19 protein-coding genes and 1 tRNA gene are annotated in these 19157 nt (G+C 59.6%); 13 read left to right on the top strand and 7 right to left on the bottom strand.

All coding sequences use genetic code 11. From position 1 onward, the window contains the following. Nucleotides 1–38 precede the first annotated feature (38 nt). From LAN37_07835 to LAN37_07815, 5 genes are all read left to right on the top strand, one after another. Nucleotides 39–434 (top strand): GntR family transcriptional regulator, encoded by a 396-nt coding sequence (locus tag LAN37_07835; GenBank protein MBZ5647115.1) that lies wholly within the window; start codon nt 39–41, stop codon nt 432–434. A gap of 4 nt (nt 435–438) precedes the next feature. After that, a complete protein-coding gene (locus LAN37_07830) occupies nt 439–1305 on the top strand; it encodes an ABC transporter ATP-binding protein (GenBank protein MBZ5647114.1) in 867 nt (288 codons plus the stop codon). Further along, nucleotides 1302–2210 carry an ABC transporter permease gene (locus LAN37_07825; GenBank protein MBZ5647113.1) on the top strand — a complete coding sequence of 303 codons (909 nt, stop codon included), beginning with the start codon at nt 1302–1304 and terminating at the stop codon, nt 2208–2210. Before LAN37_07830 ends, LAN37_07825 begins: the two co-directional genes overlap by 4 nt. Nucleotides 2211–2255: 45 nt before the next feature. Then, entirely contained in the window at nt 2256–3014 is a 759-nt protein-coding gene (locus LAN37_07820) for a DUF4386 domain-containing protein (GenBank protein MBZ5647112.1), read from the top strand. A 554-nt stretch (nt 3015–3568) separates the two neighbouring features. Continuing rightward, on the top strand, nt 3569–4321 hold the full coding sequence (locus tag LAN37_07815; protein ID MBZ5647111.1) for an MOSC domain-containing protein: 753 nt from the start codon (nt 3569–3571) through the stop codon (nt 4319–4321). A 301-nt stretch (nt 4322–4622) separates the two neighbouring features. Here the strand turns inward: LAN37_07815 and LAN37_07810 are convergent, their stop codons facing one another. The 5 genes from LAN37_07810 to LAN37_07790 all read right to left on the bottom strand — a co-directional run bounded on the left by LAN37_07810 (nt 4623) and on the right by LAN37_07790 (nt 9246). Further along, nucleotides 4623–5774: a hypothetical protein gene (locus LAN37_07810; protein MBZ5647110.1), complete on the bottom strand. Its 1152-nt coding sequence runs from the start codon at nt 5772–5774 to the stop codon at nt 4623–4625. 637 nt (nt 5775–6411) lie between these two features. Beyond that, complete coding sequence (locus LAN37_07805; protein ID MBZ5647109.1) at nt 6412–6852, bottom strand: hypothetical protein; 441 nt, start codon at nt 6850–6852, stop codon at nt 6412–6414. Between the two features lie 1117 nt (nt 6853–7969). Then, complete coding sequence (locus tag LAN37_07800) at nt 7970–8281, bottom strand: energy transducer TonB (GenBank protein ID MBZ5647108.1); 312 nt, start codon at nt 8279–8281, stop codon at nt 7970–7972. Nucleotides 8282–8406: 125 nt separating this feature from the next. Next, nucleotides 8407–8856, bottom strand: a complete 450-nt coding sequence (locus LAN37_07795) for a hypothetical protein (GenBank protein MBZ5647107.1) — start codon at nt 8854–8856, stop codon at nt 8407–8409. A gap of 313 nt (nt 8857–9169) precedes the next feature. Beyond that, nucleotides 9170–9246, bottom strand: a tRNA-Pro gene (locus LAN37_07790). A gap of 126 nt (nt 9247–9372) precedes the next feature. Between LAN37_07790 and LAN37_07785 the strand changes: the two genes are divergently transcribed. The 6 genes from LAN37_07785 (at nt 9373) to LAN37_07760 (ending at nt 15160) form a co-directional block, all read left to right on the top strand. Continuing rightward, nucleotides 9373–9918, top strand: a complete 546-nt coding sequence (locus tag LAN37_07785; protein ID MBZ5647106.1) for a 2'-5' RNA ligase family protein — start codon at nt 9373–9375, stop codon at nt 9916–9918. Between the two features lie 270 nt (nt 9919–10188). Further along, complete coding sequence (locus LAN37_07780) at nt 10189–11457, top strand: nucleotide sugar dehydrogenase (GenBank protein MBZ5647105.1); 1269 nt, start codon at nt 10189–10191, stop codon at nt 11455–11457. 157 nt (nt 11458–11614) lie between these two features. Next, complete coding sequence (locus LAN37_07775) at nt 11615–11821, top strand: hypothetical protein (GenBank protein ID MBZ5647104.1); 207 nt, start codon at nt 11615–11617, stop codon at nt 11819–11821. Nucleotides 11822–11926: 105 nt separating this feature from the next. Beyond that, nucleotides 11927–12517 carry a YceI family protein gene (locus LAN37_07770; GenBank protein MBZ5647103.1) on the top strand — a complete coding sequence of 197 codons (591 nt, stop codon included), beginning with the start codon at nt 11927–11929 and terminating at the stop codon, nt 12515–12517. 185 nt (nt 12518–12702) lie between these two features. After that, a complete protein-coding gene (locus LAN37_07765; GenBank protein MBZ5647102.1) occupies nt 12703–13845 on the top strand; it encodes a VWA domain-containing protein in 1143 nt (380 codons plus the stop codon). Nucleotides 13846–14848: 1003 nt separating this feature from the next. Then, complete coding sequence (locus LAN37_07760) at nt 14849–15160, top strand: antibiotic biosynthesis monooxygenase (GenBank protein ID MBZ5647101.1); 312 nt, start codon at nt 14849–14851, stop codon at nt 15158–15160. 275 nt (nt 15161–15435) lie between these two features. Here LAN37_07760 and LAN37_07755 read toward each other — a convergent pair whose 3' ends face one another. Continuing rightward, nucleotides 15436–15870, bottom strand: a complete 435-nt coding sequence (locus LAN37_07755; protein MBZ5647100.1) for a hypothetical protein — start codon at nt 15868–15870, stop codon at nt 15436–15438. A gap of 280 nt (nt 15871–16150) precedes the next feature. Between LAN37_07755 and LAN37_07750 the strand changes: the two genes are divergently transcribed. Then, a complete protein-coding gene (locus LAN37_07750) occupies nt 16151–16309 on the top strand; it encodes a hypothetical protein (GenBank protein MBZ5647099.1) in 159 nt (52 codons plus the stop codon). A 372-nt stretch (nt 16310–16681) separates the two neighbouring features. Here the strand turns inward: LAN37_07750 and LAN37_07745 are convergent, their stop codons facing one another. Further along, entirely contained in the window at nt 16682–17077 is a 396-nt protein-coding gene (locus LAN37_07745) for a hypothetical protein (GenBank protein ID MBZ5647098.1), read from the bottom strand. Between the two features lie 581 nt (nt 17078–17658). Here LAN37_07745 and LAN37_07740 point away from each other — a divergent pair. After that, entirely contained in the window at nt 17659–19050 is a 1392-nt protein-coding gene (locus LAN37_07740) for a hypothetical protein (protein MBZ5647097.1), read from the top strand. Nucleotides 19051–19157: the final 107 nt, after the last annotated feature.

The following is a 19157-nucleotide window of genomic DNA, read 5'->3' as shown; positions in this document are numbered from 1 at the left end:
GGAAGGCGATCTCTCGCAAGGACGATCTGGAAACCTGGATGGACCGTGAATGGAACGACAGTCAGCCGATCTACCGCCAGCTGCGCGACCGCGTGGTGGCGATGATCCTGGACGGCGTGCTGAAGGAAGGCGACCCGCTTCCCTCGGTGCGCAATGTCGCGGCGGAATATCGGGTGAATCCGCTCACGGTCCTCAAGGGCTATCAGCAACTGGTGGATGAGGGCCTAGTCGAGTCCCGGCGCGGCCGCGGCATGTTCATCAATGCCGGCGCGCGCAACCTGCTGCTCCAGAGCGAGCGCCAGAAGTTCCTCGCGGAAGAATGGCCCCGGATCCAAGAAACCATTCAGCGGCTCGGCCTGACCGCGGAAGAACTGCTGGACGGCGCCCCAAGCCAGCAGCCCAAGTCGAAAGCTAAGAAAGAGGAGGAGCGCTGAAGCCATGGCATGCATAGAAGCTCGCGGTCTGCGCAAGGCCTACGGCACAACGGTCGCGCTGGACGGCGTCGATCTGCGTGTCGAAGAGGGCCGCATCCTCGGGCTCATCGGCCCCAACGGCGCCGGCAAGACCACCGCGCTCAACGCGATGCTCGGCCTCACTGCCTACCAGGGTGAGCTGCGGGTGCTCGGGCGCGACCCGTGGAGCGAGCGCGATCAGCTGGTGCGCGATGTCTGCTTCATCGCCGACGTCGCGGTGCTGCCGCGCTGGATACGGGTCTCGCAGGCGCTCGATTACGTCGCCGGCGTGCATCCGCGATTCGATCGTGCGAAGGCGGAAGGTTTTCTTGCGAAGACCACCATCAAGCGCGCCAGCAAAGTCCGAGAGCTGTCGAAGGGCATGGTGACCCAACTGCACCTCGCTCTGGTCATGGCGATTGACGCGAGATTGCTGGTCCTGGACGAGCCGACGCTCGGCCTCGACATCCTCTTCCGCAAGCAGTTCTACGATTCCCTGCTCAACGACTACTTCGACGGCAACCGCACCATCGTCGTCGCGACCCACCAGGTCGAGGAGGTCGAGCACGTGCTCACGGATCTCATGTTCATCGACCGCGGCCGCATCGTCTTCGACCGCAGCATGGAGGAGGTCGAGTCGCGCTACCTGGAAGTGTTGGTGAATCCCGAGCAGGTGGCCGCGGCACGGGCTCTCAAGCCCATGCACGAGCGCCAGGTGCTGGGTCGCAGCGTCATGCTCTTCGATGGCGCCGACCGGCAGCGGCTCGCCGCGCTTGGCGACGTCCGCACGCCGAGCATCGCCGATCTGTTCGTCGCGGTGGTCGGCGGCCAGGCACAAGGAGCATCGCAATGAACACCACTGCCATGGGGGAAGTGCCGGTGAGCGCGCAGACCAGCGCCGAGATCCCGCCGATGCGGCTGCTGTACTGGTCCGTACGGCGCGAGTTGTGGGAGAACCGTTACCTCTACCTCGCGCCGCTCGCGGTCGCGGCGCTGATCCTGGTGGGTTTCGCGTTCGGCCTGGTGCACCTGCCGGACAAGCTGCGGGCGGCCTCGGCGCTCGACGCCATGCAGCAGCACGAGCGCATCGAGCAGCCGTACACCTTTGCCGCGCTGCTGCTGATGTTCACCACCATCGTCGTCGGAATCTTCTATTGTCTCGACGCGCTGTACGGCGAGCGTCGCGATCGCAGCGTCCTGTTCTGGAAGTCCCTGCCTGTCTCCGACCTGACCACCGTGCTCGCCAAGGCGAGCATTCCGTTGGTCGTCCTGCCGCTGCTGACGTTCGTGGTCACAGTGGCGACGCAGGTGGACATGCTGTTGCTGGCCGGCGCCAGGCTGATGGGAACCGGACTTAGCGTATGGTCCCACCTGTCCTTCGGGCAGATGTCGTGGATCCTGTTCTACCACCTCGTCGTGGGACATGGGTTCTCGTACGCGCCGTTCTGGGGCTGGCTGCTGCTGTGCTCCGCCTGGTCGAAGCGCGCACCGTTGCTGTGGGCTACGTTGCCGCTGCTGGCTGTGGGGCTGGTCGAGAAGATCGCCTTCAACACGGCGCACTTCGGCCACTGGCTCGCATACCGCTTCGCGGGCGGCCCGGCCGCCATGCCGGCTCATGACACCCCAATGACCATCGCCGCCCTCACGCCGACGCCCATGCAGTTCCTGGCCAGCCCCGACTTCTGGTTCGGCCTGGCGCTCACCGCGGTCTTCCTGGTCGCAGCAGTCCGCCTGCGCCGCTCTCAGGGACCGATCTGAGCACATCACCCTTGGTTCCAGTTCTTCGCAGTGGGAGAAACGACCATGAGCACAACATTGATGATGGAACGGACTGCGGAAACGTCACCGCGGATCAGATCAGCAACGAGCATCGGCCGGATTGTCGGCGTGCTGTTGCTCGTGCACTTCGCCGCCGGACTTATAGTCCCGTTCGTGTTGCTGGACCGAGTCAGAAGGCCGGCAGGTTTCCTGGCAGGCGCGGCGGGGAGTCCTGTTCAGGTACGCGCGGCTGTGTTTCTCTTGTTCGTGGGCGGCGCGGTTGCGATCGGCATCGCCATCACGGCATGGCCGGTCTTTCGCCGGTACAGCTCTGCAATGGCGCTTTGGCTCCTGGCTCTTGCCGTGGCGGCTTTTGCGCTACAGGCCGTCGACAATGGCGCCTTGCTGTCCATACTGTCTTTGAGCCAGGAATACGCAAAGGCAGATGCTGCGAAACTCGACCTTTTTCAGGTGCTGGCCGGCGTGGTCGGGTCAGCCCGGAAGTGGGCACATTACACGTCGCTGCTTGTCGCAGTTAGTTGGATCTTCCTGCTCTACAGTGTGTTGTACCGCTTCAGGCTCGTTCCGCGCGTGCTCGCTGCGTTTGGGCTGGTCGCGAGCATGCTTCAGATCACTGGGGTCACATTGCGGGGCCTTTTGGGGTATTCGCCCGAAACGCGGTTGGCCATGCCATTGGCTCCGGCCTACGTGGCTCTGGCGGTGTGGCTGATGGTCAAGGGCTTCGATGAACGGCATTGCCCCCTTCAAGCCGAAGCACGAGGCGCTGAAGTCGCCGGGGCGTAGAAATCACAAGACATGAGGACAACGATGGAAGGAGCAATGGCGGGTGGCCCAGACAACGCCGGAATGTTACACCTCGCCATGATTGGGGGTGCCCCGCCTAACGCGGTTTTCGTTGGGTGGGCGTGCTTCTGCCTCTGCGCATCGGCGGTTGATTTCTAAAGAATGGTCGGCCCTAGAGGACGTTTTAGAACTCGAGCCGATCTGCGGGCGTGAGCGCGCCTGGGCGAGCGGGAGCCCGCAGGCGAGATCCTGAGGACGAAGTCCGAAGGATCCACACGCTACAACTTACTTCTTGATTCGTTGTTCGTCTTTCCCACCCTCTGCGTCCACACCCCGGGCCGCAAAGCAAGGGCACCCTCGGGATTTTCGTGGATGCCGAGTATCATCTCGACGAAAGGGCGGACCACCCGCCGTACAATCTCCATACGCGGCGAAACCCGCGGCTTAGTCCAACAGGCTATTTCCGTAGGCGCACCAGCTTCCAACATGCACTCCCATCCTCGTCGCTGCGCTTACGGGAACAACTCTATCTGTTGGGCGGACTCGGATCGAGCATGCTCATAGAAATCGGACATGTGGAGGCGATCTTCCGGTATCCCGTGAAGTCCATGGCTGGAGAACGACTCGAGGTCGCCAACCTGGGCTGGTACGGCCTCGAGGGCGACAGACGCCTGGCATTCCGGCGGATTCAAGACCGCAGCGGAATGCCATGGCTCACAGCAAGCAAGCTTCCCGACCTCGTCCGGTTTGCTCCGCAGCGCCGTGAAGACGGTGCTCAGGGAGACCTTCCTACGCATATTCGCACGCCGGATGGCGTGGAGATGCCTGTCTTCGGGGAGGACTTGGCCAAGGAGGTCGGACGCCGGTACGGGGCTCCCGTCGAGATGATGCAGTTGAGGCATGGCATCTTCGATGAAGCATGCGTCTCCGTGATCGCCTCTGATACGGTGCGCGAGATCGGGCGACTCGCAGGGCGGGGCCTTGACACCCGACGATTTCGCCCGAATGTTGTGGTTCGTTTACTGCGACCGGATCCCTTCTCGGAGGACGGATGGCTGGGCGGTGTGCTCTCATTCGGCGAGGGGGACGATGCTTCCGCCATCAACGTCACGATGCGCGACGAGCGCTGCTCGATGGTGAACCTTGATCCCGACTCAGCAAGTACCGCGACAGAAGTGATGAAAGCCGTCGTCCGTGCAAACCAGAACAACGCGGGAATCTACGGCGCGGTCACTCGCATCGGTCGACTGGCGGTCGGACAGACCATACTCTTCCGTGCGGCGACCGAGAAAAGGGAACGTGGGTGATCGAAACACAATGTCCCGGAACGGGCGGGTGGCCCAGACAACGCCGGAATGTTACACCTCTCCATGATGGGGGTGCCCCACCCAACGCGGTTTTCGTTGGGTGGGCGTGATTCTGCCTCTGCGCATCAGCGGTTGATTTCTAAAGAAAAGAATGGTCGGCCCTAGAGGACGATTTTAGAACTTTCGTGTGGGAAGGAGCTTGACGCCACCCAGACGAGCAAAAACAGCTCGTCTGGGGCACCCCCGGTTTACCCGGGCCACCCGCCTGATGGCCAGGCTCCTTCCGGTGCCTACACCCACCTCATTGCAAATGGGAGACCTCAGGGTTAATCAGAACCCGCTCGCAAGGTTGTCTCCCAGGTACGAAGCCCCAGTCCGCATAATGCGAGGGTGCGGCAACAGGCGTCGTTGCGGAGGGGTCAGGTTCAATCTTGACTGTCATGGTCACCTGATTGATGCCGCGCTTGAGCCAAAAATCATCCCGGGTAGCGCCCTCCGCGAACACGATGTCTCTGAACTCCATAATTAACCTGAAACCTCGCAGGCTAAATGTGCGCCGCGCACCCCAGTCCGGATAGGCGGAACACTTGCCGTAGAGTTGCATGGGCAAGATGATCGCCCTGGGCATTCGGCTATATGGGTCTCTGCTGTCCTCCAATAGGTCAACCGTCGTCGGTGTGGTGAAAAGCTTACAATCGATGCCAGACCTTATGATGGTGAACCCGCCTCCGTATGGAATGGTGTAGACAGAACAAGCCAGGTCATATGCAGGGTTGCCGGCGTCATCTCTTAGGGTAAGAGAAAAATCAGAAGGATTCTCTGACCTTGAGCCCTTCTTCGGAAGTACTACAGAAAACTCCGCAGGCGCGACCCGCGGGTAGGGCGGCGCGAGACCGTACCTATTCACCTTGTCCGCGATGCTGACTCCAGGTACGTGCCGACGGTCAACTTTGTCACAATTGAGAGAGACAGTACCACCTTCTTCGCCACTGTTTTTCTTGAAAGGTGGCGGCGCAAAAGGAACGTCCTCGTCGATTGCGGAGAGAATGCGGTCGTCTGGAACAACTCCGACTTCGAGATCAAAGCTGTGAACGAGGGGAATGCGTTTCCCCCTTCCGTACCGACGGCCGAGAACGAATCTCACATGGCTCAGCGCGAGCCTGACTACCATGCCGCGAACCCGAAATGTTCTGATCCGACCGTATTCAGGGTAGTCAGCACACCTACCTAACAGTTCTTCCGAAAAGAATCGCGCTCTGCTCTCGATACCTAGATTGCCAAGAGGTTCGTAGGTAAACAGATCGATGTAAACGTCGTCTGGGGTCAACGACCTGAGCCAGCACTGAAAATCTCCAGAGAAGTCGAACTCCGCGTCGCCGCTCTCACCGGAGCGACAGCGGAAACTGTAAAGCAGAGAGCCACTCACTGAGCGTAAGTCTAGATCGACCTTCATACGACTTACGTCGCGGACGTGGAATGTCGCTTTGGATGGAGCAACCCGAGGCCATTCATACATTTCCACAGGGGTTAGGGGGACTCCGGGTGGTGCGAGAGAAACCAAACCCAGCAGCGTTAATAGCCCAACAAGCCTGATGGCTGATACAGTCATGGCGTCTCAACCGTGTTCGGCGGGCAGACTCCGGATAGCGGAAGAGGTATCTCCAGAGTGCCTTCGGTATCTCCCCGCGGGCGGGTGGCCCAGACAACGCCAGAATGTTACACCTCTCCATGATGGGGGTGCCCCACCCAACGCGGTTTTCGTTGGGTGGGCGTGATTCTGCCTCTGCGCATCAGCGGTTGATTTCTAAAGAAATGAATGGTCGGCCCTAGAGGACGATTTTAGAACTCTCCTCGCGCTTGAGATGCCTGACCTATACCAGATTCCGGTTCAACTGTGATGAACACCCCCGCCCGAGCGAACAACCGCAGGGTGATTCGTAACGTGGAATCTGCCAGATGTCTTCACGGACGAGCCCTGCGGTGCTCACGCACCGCGCCACATACGTGTGCTCTTGACAACGCCTTCGCTCTTATCGAGGGCCACCCGCCCGCCCATTGTTTGCGGGAACTGTCGATCAAACTACCACAGCCTATTTCTCGGGCAGGACCGACCTGCTCCTGCCTTCAAAGCGTTTGCGAACCAAGAAAAAGAAGCTTGGCCCGACAACGGCCTGTGGTATCAGAGTGATGAAATCCGCTGCTGTTGCCTGATATGCAACATGGAACAACACGAGCAAGATCCAAGCCAGCCCAGGAAACAACGCCACAGCTGCCAAAAACCCAAGGACTGCGAGCACGTAGTGCTTCCGCGCTCTTTCGACCAAGAACGCAAGTGTGCCACAGAAAAATGCCACGCCAAACGGCACAAAAAGAGGACGACGCAGCTCTGGAGCAACAATTTCAAGTGTACAGGCAGCAACAAAGACGAATGCAGCCGCCACTGCAATCGAGCGAAATATCAACTGAATGAAAGGATCGCCCTGGTTAAGTCTGTTCATCATGGCAAAGCCCAGTTCTTTCAGTCCCCGCAAGCCAGGGTTATCATTATGGTTGGCCCAGCCCCTACGGTAGCAGCCCATCCTCCAGCCCCAGCTCCAACTGTTAATGTCGACGAACCGCCGCCATTGCTAGAAATCTCCCAAGATCCAGCCAGACCGTCTCCGCCACCAAGAGAGCCCGCCCCAGACGGCCCTCTCATGTCCCAAACCGTAGGTGCCCATGGGGCGGTTGAGAACTGCCCGCCAACAAGGAACCCAGCACCTGTGGCACGCCCAGCGCTCGGAGAAATCCCCAGAGCTAGATTCCCATGACTATCTGAGTACACCGTAGCCGAGATAGATCCGTAGAAGCCTAAACGGTTAGCAATCCCCTGAAACGCGCGGCTCGCCCCGGCACCAACCCCAACAACACCTCCTCCACCGAGCTTGGGAATCTGAAGCAGTCCTGGCGGGTGGCCCAGACAACGCCAGAATGTTACACCTCTCCATGATGGGGGTGCCCCACCCAACGCGGTTTTCGTTGGGTGGGCGTGATTCTGCCTCTGCGCATCAGCGGTTGATTTCTAATGAATGGTCGGGACGGCCGGACTTGAACTTGAGGCGCTTAGCGGGCGTGAGCGAAGCGGGAGCCCGCTGCCGAGATCCTGAGGAGCGCAGCGACGAAGGACCTCAGAAAACAGTGGTCGGCCCTAGTGGACGATTTTAGAACTTTCGTGTGGGCAGCGGCCTGACGCCGTCCCCAAAAGAGCGGGAAGCCGCTCGCCAGGCCCCCACGTGGGCCACCCGCCCACATCGTTGAACTCTACGATGTTTCGATGCAGCTTAAGGTCCCCGTCAAGAAGCGCTAGCGATGTTCCCAGAGCTTTGCTGAAAGTTAGGGAACCGGTGATCACATTGATGAGAAAAACATCCCAGCCGACCGATGAGGAGTTCCTGGATTCGCAGCTTCACGTTCATGCGGCAGTTCCATTTCGGCTTCGGAATGTCGGAACCGGCCCTGCGTTAATGGCACGCTGGCGATTTCTCAAGGAATCCGAAGAGGAAGGGGTCGCGGGCATGATTCCGTACATCCGAACAGATCAACGCGTAAGTACGCAATTGAGCAAAGAGCAGTTGGGCTTCCAGCGGATGTGCGGGACCTTTCCGGGGATCACCTTGACTTCGCCGGGGTCTTGTAAGTGTCGATTGTTGGCGGATTAGAAACAATCCTGACGCGAGCGGGCAGGCTGAAGCTGACACGGGCGCACGCATGTTCGCGACGAGGTTCTTCCAGCTCAAAGATGAACTCGATGGTTTGCGTCAACTCTTGGGATTCCGTGGGGGGGGCGAATCTCCACCGTCGAATGTTTCCCTCTACCTCCTTGCGCAGAATCGCATCCCCGCTGTGTGTCTCAACCATCGGCACGGTGCCGTCGGCAGCAATGGTTATTCGCGCCTCCACCTTCCCTTCGATCTGCGCCATCCTTGCGATTTCGGGATACCGGGGAGACTCGATGTAGACGGGTCGGAGCTGAGCCTGCGACGTAGCAGTCAGCAGGGACACCCAGAAAAAAATCAGAGCGGATAGTCGCATCATTGTCCCCCTCGTCATTTGGTGATTGCCTTCAAGCTGTCCTTGCAGTTAGCGTCAATTGCTTTGTCATTCCTATCCTCGGCCTTCTGATCTTTCTTTGCATCGCCGGTGAAGTCTGGAACCAGCGCGCCGGTTAAGTGGCCGAGCTCGTGAAGTAGGATAAACGCTTTCGCACCTACTTGCCCTCCCAGATATTTTCCAAAATCCACGGAGAACTTACCACCTGAGGAACTGTTCGAGTTAAAGAATGCTCCCTGCGAATTTATTGTTACGAATTGGTCTTTTGCAACACCTTTAGCGGCAGGCGTTGTTTCATCGAACGAGGGCTTTACCTGGCTGAGGTCAGCCACGCCGAAGCGATTGTTGGTCGTTATCTCGTCAATAAGACCCGAAAGACTGCCAACTTCCTGAAGCAACTCTGAATTGGCGGGTGGCCCACCCTTCGCATCGAGTTTCTCGCTCACTCACAGATGAAAACCTGAGGGTGCCCCATCCTTTGCGGCACGCTTTTGGCCGCAAAGGGTGGGCTACCAGATTCACGCGGGCCGGGTGGCCCAGCCAACGCCAGAATGTTACACCCCTCCGTGATGAGGGTCTCCCACCCAACGCGGTTTTCGTTGGGTGGGCGTGATTCTGCCTCTGCGCATCCCCGGTTGATTCCTAAAGATTGGTCGGGGCGACAGGATTTGAACTCGAGGCGCTTAGCGGGCGTGAGCGAAGCGGGAGCCCGCTGCCGAGATCCTGAGGAGCGCAGCGACGAAGGACCTCAGAAAACAGTGGTCGGGGCGACAGGATTTGAACCTGTGACCCCCTGCGCCCAAGGCAGGTGCGCTACCAGGCTGCGCTACGCCCCGACTGCTTCCCATTGTAGCCGATGCCTTGCGCCGCCCCGGCGCAGGCGAGCATGTTACCAAAGAGTGCCGGAGGCCCTTCCCTGGCCCCCCTACCGGCCCTCCCTGCGGCTTATAATGCGGGACGGTATGCCCTCGCAACACGCCGTCGTGGCGTATGTCCGCAATGACCTCGGCCGCTTTGTTGAGGACCTCCGCCGCGAGGTCCATCCCGAGCACGTCCATCTCGGATCGCATTTCAGCATCCTGCCCCCGCGGGAGCTCCAAGGGGCGGAAGAAGACGCCCGCCGCCTGCTCCGCGACCTCTGCAACAAGGTCGAGCCCTTCGAGGTCACCGTGGGCGAAGTCGCCAGTTTCCTGCCCACCACCCCCACCGTGTTCCTGCGCATCTCCTACGGCGCATACCGCATGCGGGAGCTGCACGACCTGCTCCACCAGGGCGCCCTGGGCGGCCCCGAGCAGTGGCCCTACATCCCCCACCTCACCCTGGCCAAGGTCGATGACCCCCGGCGCGCAGAAGAGATCTTCGACGTCGCCCGCGAGCACTGGGCACGCTACCGCGGCCCGCGCCGCGTCCTCGTGGACGAGATCACCTTTGTCCGCAATACCGACGAGAATGGCTGGCGCGACATCACCCCCGTCCCTCTCGGCGCCCAGCTCACCAAAGTCAGGTGATTGAGAAATCGGGGAATCGGGAAATCAGGTAATTGAACGGCCAAGGTATTCCTCCGGTTTTCAATTCCCCGATTACCCAATTACCAAATTACCCAATCTCTTCCAGTCGCCAAATTCCCCAATCTCTTCCATTACCTTCGTCCCCTGTCCTCCCGCCCGTACATGTCCCTCTTCGGCGTTGCCGATGAACATTGCGAAGCGGTAGAAACAAGGTTGCGGAAGGCGTCGGTATCGAATTCCCCGACCCCCCTCTGGCGGAAAGGATCCAACATGCATATCGGTGTCTATGGCTCGGGATACCTGGGGACCGTCGTGTCCGCCTGTCTGGCCGATTTCGGGACCCCCGTCACCTGCTTCGACGAGAACATGGGCCGCATCAACGGCATCGCGCAGGGCAACATCCCCTTCTTCGAGAAGAACCTCCAGGACGTGGTGCGCCGCAACGTGCGTGCCGGGCGCTTGATCTACTCCACCGACATCGCTTCCTTCGCCTCCAAGGCGCAGGCCATCTTCATGGCGGAAGATTCCCATTTCTACATCGAGGAGGCGGCGTTGAAGCTGGCCCGCCTGGCGGGCAAGAACGCCACCCTGGTGATCGTCACCCCAGTGCCGGTGGGCACCGCGGCCCGCGTCGAGCAGAAACTCAAGGCCGCCGGCGTCGCCCTGACCGTGGTTTCGCATCCCATCTTCGTCACCGATGGCTGCGCCGTCGAGGACTTCAACTGGCCCGACCGCATCGTGCTGGGGACCTCTTCGCCGCAGGCCGTGGCCCTGATCAAGCAGATCTACCGCCCGCTGGCCATGCGCGGCGTCCCCGTCATCGTCACCAACCACGAGACCGCGGAGCTGGTGCGCGAGGCCTCCACCGCCTTCGTCGCCACCAAGATCTCCTTCATCAACGAGCTGGCCGGCCTGTGCGAGCACGTCAGCGCCGACGCCGTCGACCTGGCGCTCGCTCTCGGCCTGGACAAGAAGATCGCGCCCCGCTGCCTCCAGCCCGGCGCCGGATTCGGCGGCCCCTTTGCCGAGCACGACATGGAATCGCTCGCCCAGTTGGCCAGCGGCAAGGGCATCTCGCTGAAGATCCTCAGCGCCGCGCGCGAGGTGAACCACTCGCTCTCCGACCGCATCCTCGGCAAGCTGCAGATCATGATGGAGACGGTGATGGGCAAGGAAGTCGGCCTCCTCGGACTGGCCTTCAAGCCCAACACCAACTCGGTCGCGGCCTCCTCGTCCATCCTGCTGGCGCGCCGCCTGCTCGCCCAGGGCGCGCATGTCCGCGCCTACGACCCGGTGGCGCTGCCCGACGCCAAGCTCGAGCTGAACGGCAGCGTCCGCTATTGCGATTCGCCCTACCACGCCGCCGAAGGCGCCGAGGCCCTGGTGGTGGGCACCGGCTGGCCCGAGTTCCGCGCCCTCGACTTCGACAAGATCAAGCGCCTGCTCAAGCGCCCCGTCCTGCTGGACACCAAGAACCTGCTCGACGGCCAGCGCATGAAGGCCATGGGCTTCCACTACGTCGGCGTGGGAAGAGCGTAGAAGCAGGAAAAATCTTTCAGGCCGGGCGTCACCGCCCGGCTTTTTCAGTTCCCGCCGGTCGCGCAGAATCGTGTAAATTCGCCTTGCCCTGAAACGAGTCAATCCGGTTTGACTTGGCGAGTAGAATTGTATGAAACCGATTTTCTGTGGAGAACCTATGGGAAGGCCACGCAAACCGGAATCGCAGCGCCGCAGCAAGCTTTTCTTCCTCCGACTGCTGCCCAGCGAGATGGCGGAACTGGAGCGCGCCTCGCGCGACCGCAACGAAAGCATCGCCGCCATCCTGCGCAACGGCGCCGCTCTCTACCTGAACCGAGCGCCCGAAACCGCTCCTCCGGCGAAACACGCCGAGAGAGCGTCCTGACGAGACGGTCCGGTCAGACCTCGCCGCCGCCGCTTTTTTTGAGATTCTGAGCAGCCCGCGCATGGTCCGGCTCATCTATTCGATTACCACCAGGAGTACAGATCGATGATCCGCCGTCTATTGCTGACTCTGGTCGCGGCGCTCGCGTTTGCCGCTTCCGCTTCCGCCCAGGTGGAAACCTGGAAGATCGACCCCAACCATACGGCCTCGCAGTTCGCCGTCCGCCACCTGGCGATCTCGACCGTCCGCGGGCAGTTCACCAAGACCACTGGCACGGTGACCTACGACCCGAAGGACCCGGCCAAGACCATGATCGACGTGACCATCGACGCCGCCTCGGTGGACACCCGCGTCGAGCCCCGCGACCAGGACCTGCGCAGCGCCAACTTCTTAGACGTGGAGAAATATCCCACCCTGACCTTCAAGTCCAAGCGCACCGAGGCCGCCGGCCCGGGCAAACTGAAGATCACCGGCGACCTGACCATCCACGGCGTGACCAAAGAGGTCGTGCTGGACGTGGATGGCCCCACCGAGCCGATCAAAGACCCTCGCGGGAATCGGCACATGGGCGCTTTGGCCACCACAAGGATCAATCGCAAGGACTTCGGCGTGAGCGGCGCGCCGGCGGCGGTGGGCGACGAGATCACCATCACCATCGACGCCGAACTGATCAAGCCGGTGCCGCAGCCGCAGTAATCAAACATCCGCGGCCCAAATCGGGGCGCTGGTGGGTGGCCCAGACAAAGAGCTGAGGGACAACCCACTCTGAAAAAAGAAGGTGTACCATTCTCCCCGCATCACCTGGGCCATCCGCCCGCAGCATCGCGACAACTTGCCGCAACCTGGGTTTAAGTTCCCAGTTCTTCCCAGAAGGTAAATCCATGGAAGCCATTCCCCGGACACCGCGGTCTCCGCAACACTGGATTTTTCTGTTCGCCTTGACGCTTGCCGCCGGGACGCTGATGGCGCAGCAGGCGCCCACGATCTCCGTGAACGTAAAAGTGGTGAACGTGCTGGCGACGGTGCGCGACCAGCACGGCAACATCGTCAATACGCTCACCCAGGACGACTTCATCCTCGATGAAGACGGACAACCGCAGGTGATCCGATATTTCACGCGTGAAACCGACCTGGCCCTTTCGCTGGGGTTGCTGGTCGATACCAGCCGGAGCCAGTCGCACGTCCTCGGTCAGGAAAAGAAAGCCAGCGCTGCGTTTGCCAACGACGTGTTGCGAGAGGGGACGGATTCGGCATTCCTCATCCACTTCGATCACGAAGTGGAGTTGCTCCAGGACCTGACGTCTTCGCGCCAGAAAGTGGTTTCCGCGCTGCAACTGCTTCAGGAGCCGAGCTACGACGACCGGCAGCGAGGTGGCGGGTATCCGGGGGGCGGCTCGGGACGCGGTTCGCATGGCGGCGGACCCGGCGGCGGCACCCTGCTCTACGATTCGATCTTCCTTGCCTCCGATGAACTCATGCGAAAGCAGCCAGGGCGCAAAGCCATCATCGTGCTCACCGACGGTGTGGACCACGGCAGCAAGATGTCTCTCGACCGTGCCATCGAAAGCGCGCAGCGTGCCGACACCATGGTTTACTCCGTCTACTTCGAAGGCCAGGAGGGCGGCGACCGCCACTCTGGCGTGAGCGGACCTTGGGGCGGTGGCCGCCGCCGCGGCGGAGGCTGGCCAGGCGGCGGGGGAGGCTATCCCGGCGGTGGCAGCCCTCAGCCGCGACCTACAGACAGATCATCAGCCGACGGCAAGAAAGTACTGGAACGCCTGTCGCGCGAGACGGGCGGGCGCATGTTCGTGGTATCCAAGAAAGAGCCGATCGATCAGATCTACCGGCAGATCCAGGACGAGCTGCGCAACCAGTACAATCTCGGCTACACGCCGGATCGAGCTGCCGACAGCAGCTCCGAGTACCGCCACATCCTCGTGACTACCAGGAGGACGGACCTCACGGTGCAAGCGCGCGAGGGCTACTACGCATCGCGCCAGATCGATGCCAAGCGGGGACAATGAGGCGGGCGGCCCAGGCAAATGGCAGAGGGGTGAAGGCAACCCACCCTGAAAAACAAGTTGTGCCAAACTCCCCGCATCACCTGGGCCACCCGTACCGGCAGCCACCCGAACCGAATCACGGTTCAGCGACGGTCCCGGTCATGATCACGGCCCTGGTCATTGTCATAACGATCCCAATCGCGCTCGGTGTGCCATTGACGGTCACGGACACCCCACCATGCGTGATGCAGCTTCCAGCAACGCTCGCGCTCAGCGTTTAGATCACGTCGCCTGTCGTTCGCCTGCCGGCTGGACGGGCCATGCCTACGGACGGCGTCGTGCAGTCTGTTTTCAGCCTTTTCAATTCGCTGTTGGCACTTTCCCCGCTCGTCCGCCTGCGACTGTGGCACCGCAATGAACAATGCAAGGACAGTGATTGTTACCGCAGTGACCATTGCTCTTCCAAGTCTTGTGAAATTTCTTCGTATATCCATCGATTCCTCCCTGTCACGACATGCAACGCTTCCTGAATACGTGGTTCTCCGTCTTCTGACCGGCATATCCAATCTTGGACCCCCAAGCGGTCGGGAGTATACACGCAGTCGCCGGTACGGCGTTTAGGGTACGGGCGCGGTAGCTGGCTGACTGTTCAGAATTGCTCATTCGACTACGAGCCCGGGATCGCGCCCTCCAAGCCCGGCGCGCCACCAATAATGTGGTTCGTCGGCATCTCGGAACCCGACTTTGAAAGAAGAAAAGGTGTACCATTCTCCCCGCATCACCTGGGCCACCTGTCCCTCTTCCTGCCGATGAGGCAGCGTGACATAAGTCATCGCCACGGATCTCTCGCTGGAATAGAAACGTGGCATCGTACCTGGGGGCCCGACATGTTCACTCCGCCCGCGAAGATCATTCGGCTTGGTTCGTCCCTACGTCACTTGCTGAACCCAACCAACACCTGTTCCGCCGCCCGGCCCTGCCGGCCTGGCCGCGGTGACAGTCACACTCAGTGGAGGAAAAGCCTATGTTCACACGTATGTTGAACTGCACACTCAAGCCGGAAAAGAAGGACCAGTTCCTGGAAGCCGCACGCCAACTGGCCGGCGCTTACAAGAACCAGACCGGCTTCGTGGACCTGCTCACGTTCATCTCGGATGAGAATCCGAACCGCGCGATCGTGGTCGCGGTCTGGAACACGAAGTCCGATTCCGCGGAGTTCTACAAGACTCGTGCTCCGCTGCTCGATCTGAAGCCCTTCCTGGAGGAGGAGCGCATCGAGCATTACTACCTGGAGACGTCGGGCGTGTTCAAGATCGCCAGCGGCAAGGCCGCCTGATCGGGATAGGGTTGTGATTTCCGGTTCCTGATCGCTGGTTTGCCGGCGGTACGGTCACCGCGGGCCGCACAGAGAAAATCTGAGTTCAGGAACCCGGGATCGCATCGGGTCCACTCGCCCCCCTATACCAGTGCACCGCCATAGCTCTGGGCGCGGCGATCCGTCGCGCTGTCATATTCTCTCTTGCAGCAGGTCCCACCCTTCCCGGAAACTTTCGAAGCGCAGGCCGCTGCCCGGCCGCAGCCACATCGTCCTCACCGGGGTGAACGATCCGGTCAGCGGAGCAGGCGCCAGGCATTGCGGAACTTTTCCAAGGGGCGGCGTGAGCCGGGAACGAGGCGGAAGTTAGTGACTCCCCCCAAAGCGTTGACGGGGATGATGTACCAAATCCTTCGGCGAGCGATGTAGGCAGCGATGAAATCAATCTCCCGCCGGGAATAGGCAACGTGTTCCCAGCGATGAGCGGCGGAAAGCTGGTAGCCGCGAGCCTCGGCTGCGGCAGTGGACTTCACTTGCACGCGAGAGAGCTTGCGGCCGTGGACGACGACGAAATCGAAGGGTTCGGAGTCGCCGTAGGGCTTGCACACGACAAACCCGAGTTGCATGGCGCGGTGGAGGAAGGCGGCCTCGGCGACGTGGCCGCGGTGCAGGGGCAAGGTGGCAGAGGTTGGGCCTGCGCCGGGAGCGGGCGCGCGAGTCCGACGAGGCATGGCAGGGATTAGTAGCTAGTAGCTAGGGGCTAGATTTTGAGGGGCTTGACAAGAAGTACGCAGTACTCAGTACTCGGTACTCAGAAAAATCTCTACCCTCTACTTCCAGTATGACAAATCGGAGGGGGTGAATCCGACATTATCCACAAATTTATTTCGTGATTGTTTCCAGCCACTTACACGCCACTCCGGATTTTGAGGGGCTTGACAAGCAGTGCTCAGTACTCGGTTCCCAGTACGCAGTAAAACCTCCCCGCCCTCGCTCTTGAAGCGCGGCATCGTGGGAACGTGGCATCGCGTCAGCGCAAAGCACTTGTCGGCCTACCTGAATGAGATGTGTTTCAGGTTTAACAGGCGAAAAAATCAAGACTTATTTCTTGATACTTTGCGGCATATGATTACTGCTCCGACCCTTAAATTTGAAACACTTACGGCCTAAGCGGTTTGGTTATGGCTAGATATAGCAAATGGCTGGAACCAGTAAAGTAAATAATCCGCTTTTTTCCTAAGCCGCTTTGCATTAAACTATTAGGGTAAATAGGAAGGGCTCCCGCCCTCGAAAAGACAGACGGGAGCCGTGGTGTTATATCCAGATCAGAACGACCAAGAGGTCGCCGACCTGGATCACCATGAACGTATACTTCATGGTGCCACCTCCTTCCACCCCGGGTAAATTGCCGTAGGCTGTAACCTACGGCGATCGGGGAACCGAGTGGACCTAGAGGGACTTGCGCCCTCGCCGGATAGGATGGAAAGCCCCCCGGCGCACTATGCTAGGCCCGCAGCCTTGGGCCGCGAAAGCGGCCCTTATTTATTTCCAGTGATACTTGCCCTCCTTCTGCTCTAGCGCACCATCCCTGAACAAGCGCCGGATCGCGGTGCTCACCACTGACGCGGCGACCACGTCATCCCTGAACGTGTAGCCCTTCCCCCTGACGTAGGCGACCACGTCTTTGGGACGCATGCCCGCTGGGCCTGCTTCCCTTATCGCGGAGATTACCTGCCGCTTCAACTGCCCGCGTTCCGGCTTCTTTCCCGTCCTCGTCGGAAGTCGCTGCGCGATATTGTGCGGGGACACTTCAGCAGATGCACTCGTACTCGAAACGTTTCCCGATTTCCTGCGCAGCAGCCGTTCCACGCGTTCGAGAGCGCGGAGGTCTTCGGCAACCTCTGCCTTGAGCCGGAGAATCTCCGAGAGTTCGATCATCGGATTACCTCGCAGACTGAGTCTAACATAGCCATAGCCAATTTCACCAAGCCAAAAAATTTGGCTTTGTTCCCTGTTCGTGAAAAAGTACCAACCAGTTACCCATCCCCGGTGGTTCACCGATGGCTGCCCAGATGGGTAGAAACGTTACTGTAGTGAAGTAAACAATCGTGTTTATTTCGTGATTGTTTCGAGCGACTTACGCGCCACTCCAGATTTTGAGGGGCTTGGCAAGAAGTACTCAGTACTCGGTACCCAGTACGCAGTAACTCCTCCCCGCCCTAGCCACACCCGGGCTAGGACGGGCCACCCTCAGCATTCGGGGTAGGCCGGGCCACCCGCCCATTTTCCCCTTGTTCTGTTTTCGGAACAGAATCCAGTTTGTGTTCACTCCGAGGTGCTGGAGGTATAAGAATTCCCCTCAGCTTGAGCTTGGCGGTATCGGAGGTTCTCATTCTTCTCCGGTAGAACAACAGTCATGACTGCGCGAGTGATTCTGATCGCGCGTGCGCGTTTGTTGACGCCCCGAACGGCGCCTAAGACTTGATCCCGCTGAGTCCTTGAGAGAGAGGCGGTGTTTCATGAAGAGTCTTTCAACCAATCCAAGAGTGCTATTGTGTACGACCTATCAGCGGTTCCCCGCCGATTACTTTGACGTCGCCGACGAGGGAATCTGCGATTTCCCAAAGATAAGCACTCCTCGCAGATTCAGTCCCGGCCTTCGCTTTATCAAGCAGAATGTACCCGAGGTTGAAATCCTTGAGTTTCCTCTGTGGAACGAGTACGTCGCCAAGCTGAAGGAGGGGTGGGATGTTGTCGGGTTTAGCTTCCACAACATAGAGCTTGACGAGATTAAGAAAATGGCGGACGAAGCACGACGTCAGGGCGTCCACGAACTATGGGCAGGCAACTACGGAGCCCTTGATGACAGGGTACCTAGCCTAGTGGATCGTGTCTTTGTAGGGCCTGCGGAGGACGACATCGCCCAGGTTTTCGGGTACCGCGTTCCTAAAGACGAGATTCAACATCCTGCGATGTTGTGCAACGTCTCTCTTGCACCTTACGGATTACGTCTGTTCACGGTCGGGGTTCTCTACACGCACTTCGCTTGTCCATTCAAATGTACATACTGCCAAACCACGGTGTTTAATAACGAATGCTACCCGGTCAATATAGAAAGCATTGAGCGAGTCCTCTGTTACTACAAGAAGCTGGGAATCAGTTACGTCGTTGCACTTGATGAGACGTTTGGAGCGTTTCAGAAGTCTACCGACAAAATCACAGAACTATTTGCGCGATACGGCTTCAACTGGTGGGCTCAGACACGTGTGGAGATCGCGCTGCGCAACGTCGATGAATGGCACAAGCGTGGCCTGCGCATGGTGGCAATCGGTGTGGAATCCATGAATCAGAATACTCTCAACGCGCTGAACAAACGCCAAAAGGTGGAGGAGGTCATTGAGTTTACCTGTCGCACCAGTGCGATGCCATATCTGGCGCGAATGCTTTACTACCAGCTTGGCTTCCCAAACATGACGGCTGATGAAACCACCGAAGACGCAAGGCGCCTTAGTAGGTACAGCTATGAAATAGCTACGGTCGGGGTCATAACGCCTCATCCGAAGACACGATTGTGGGACGAGCTAGATTCCACGTATGGCATCATTGATCGTACCAATCGTCACTGGAACAATGCGACATTGGTGTGGCGCCACCCATACATATCTCCGCCTCAAATGAAGGAGCTAAGGGAAACAGTAGTGCACATGCTTAACAAACCCGGATGTTTGCGTCGGCTCGCGTCAAGGGCCTTTCGTCCCGACACGGTTGCCTCCGCTTGGCGCAATCTGGCTAAGCCCTGCGTATCATCTATGTCCATAGACGACAGGAAGCAAGTAGTTTTCCCTGGCAGAATCACGAAAGGCGCAGACAAGGGTTCGCGGACTGCTACTCTCAACATCTTAGGGCCGTGAGTTGACACTCATCGCGGCGCGGCTGGGCCTGAGAGACTGCAAGCGCAGGTCAAACCAACGCTGGTCGGGTCCACCTATTACCGAAAGATTATCGGCTGAAGAATTTC

The sequence above is a fragment of the Terriglobia bacterium genome (assembly GCA_020073495.1).
Classification (GTDB): Bacteria; Acidobacteriota; Terriglobia; order Terriglobales; family Acidobacteriaceae; genus JAIQFD01.
Note: the sequence above shows the minus strand (reverse complement) of the source record. Positions and strands in the feature narration are given on the sequence as shown.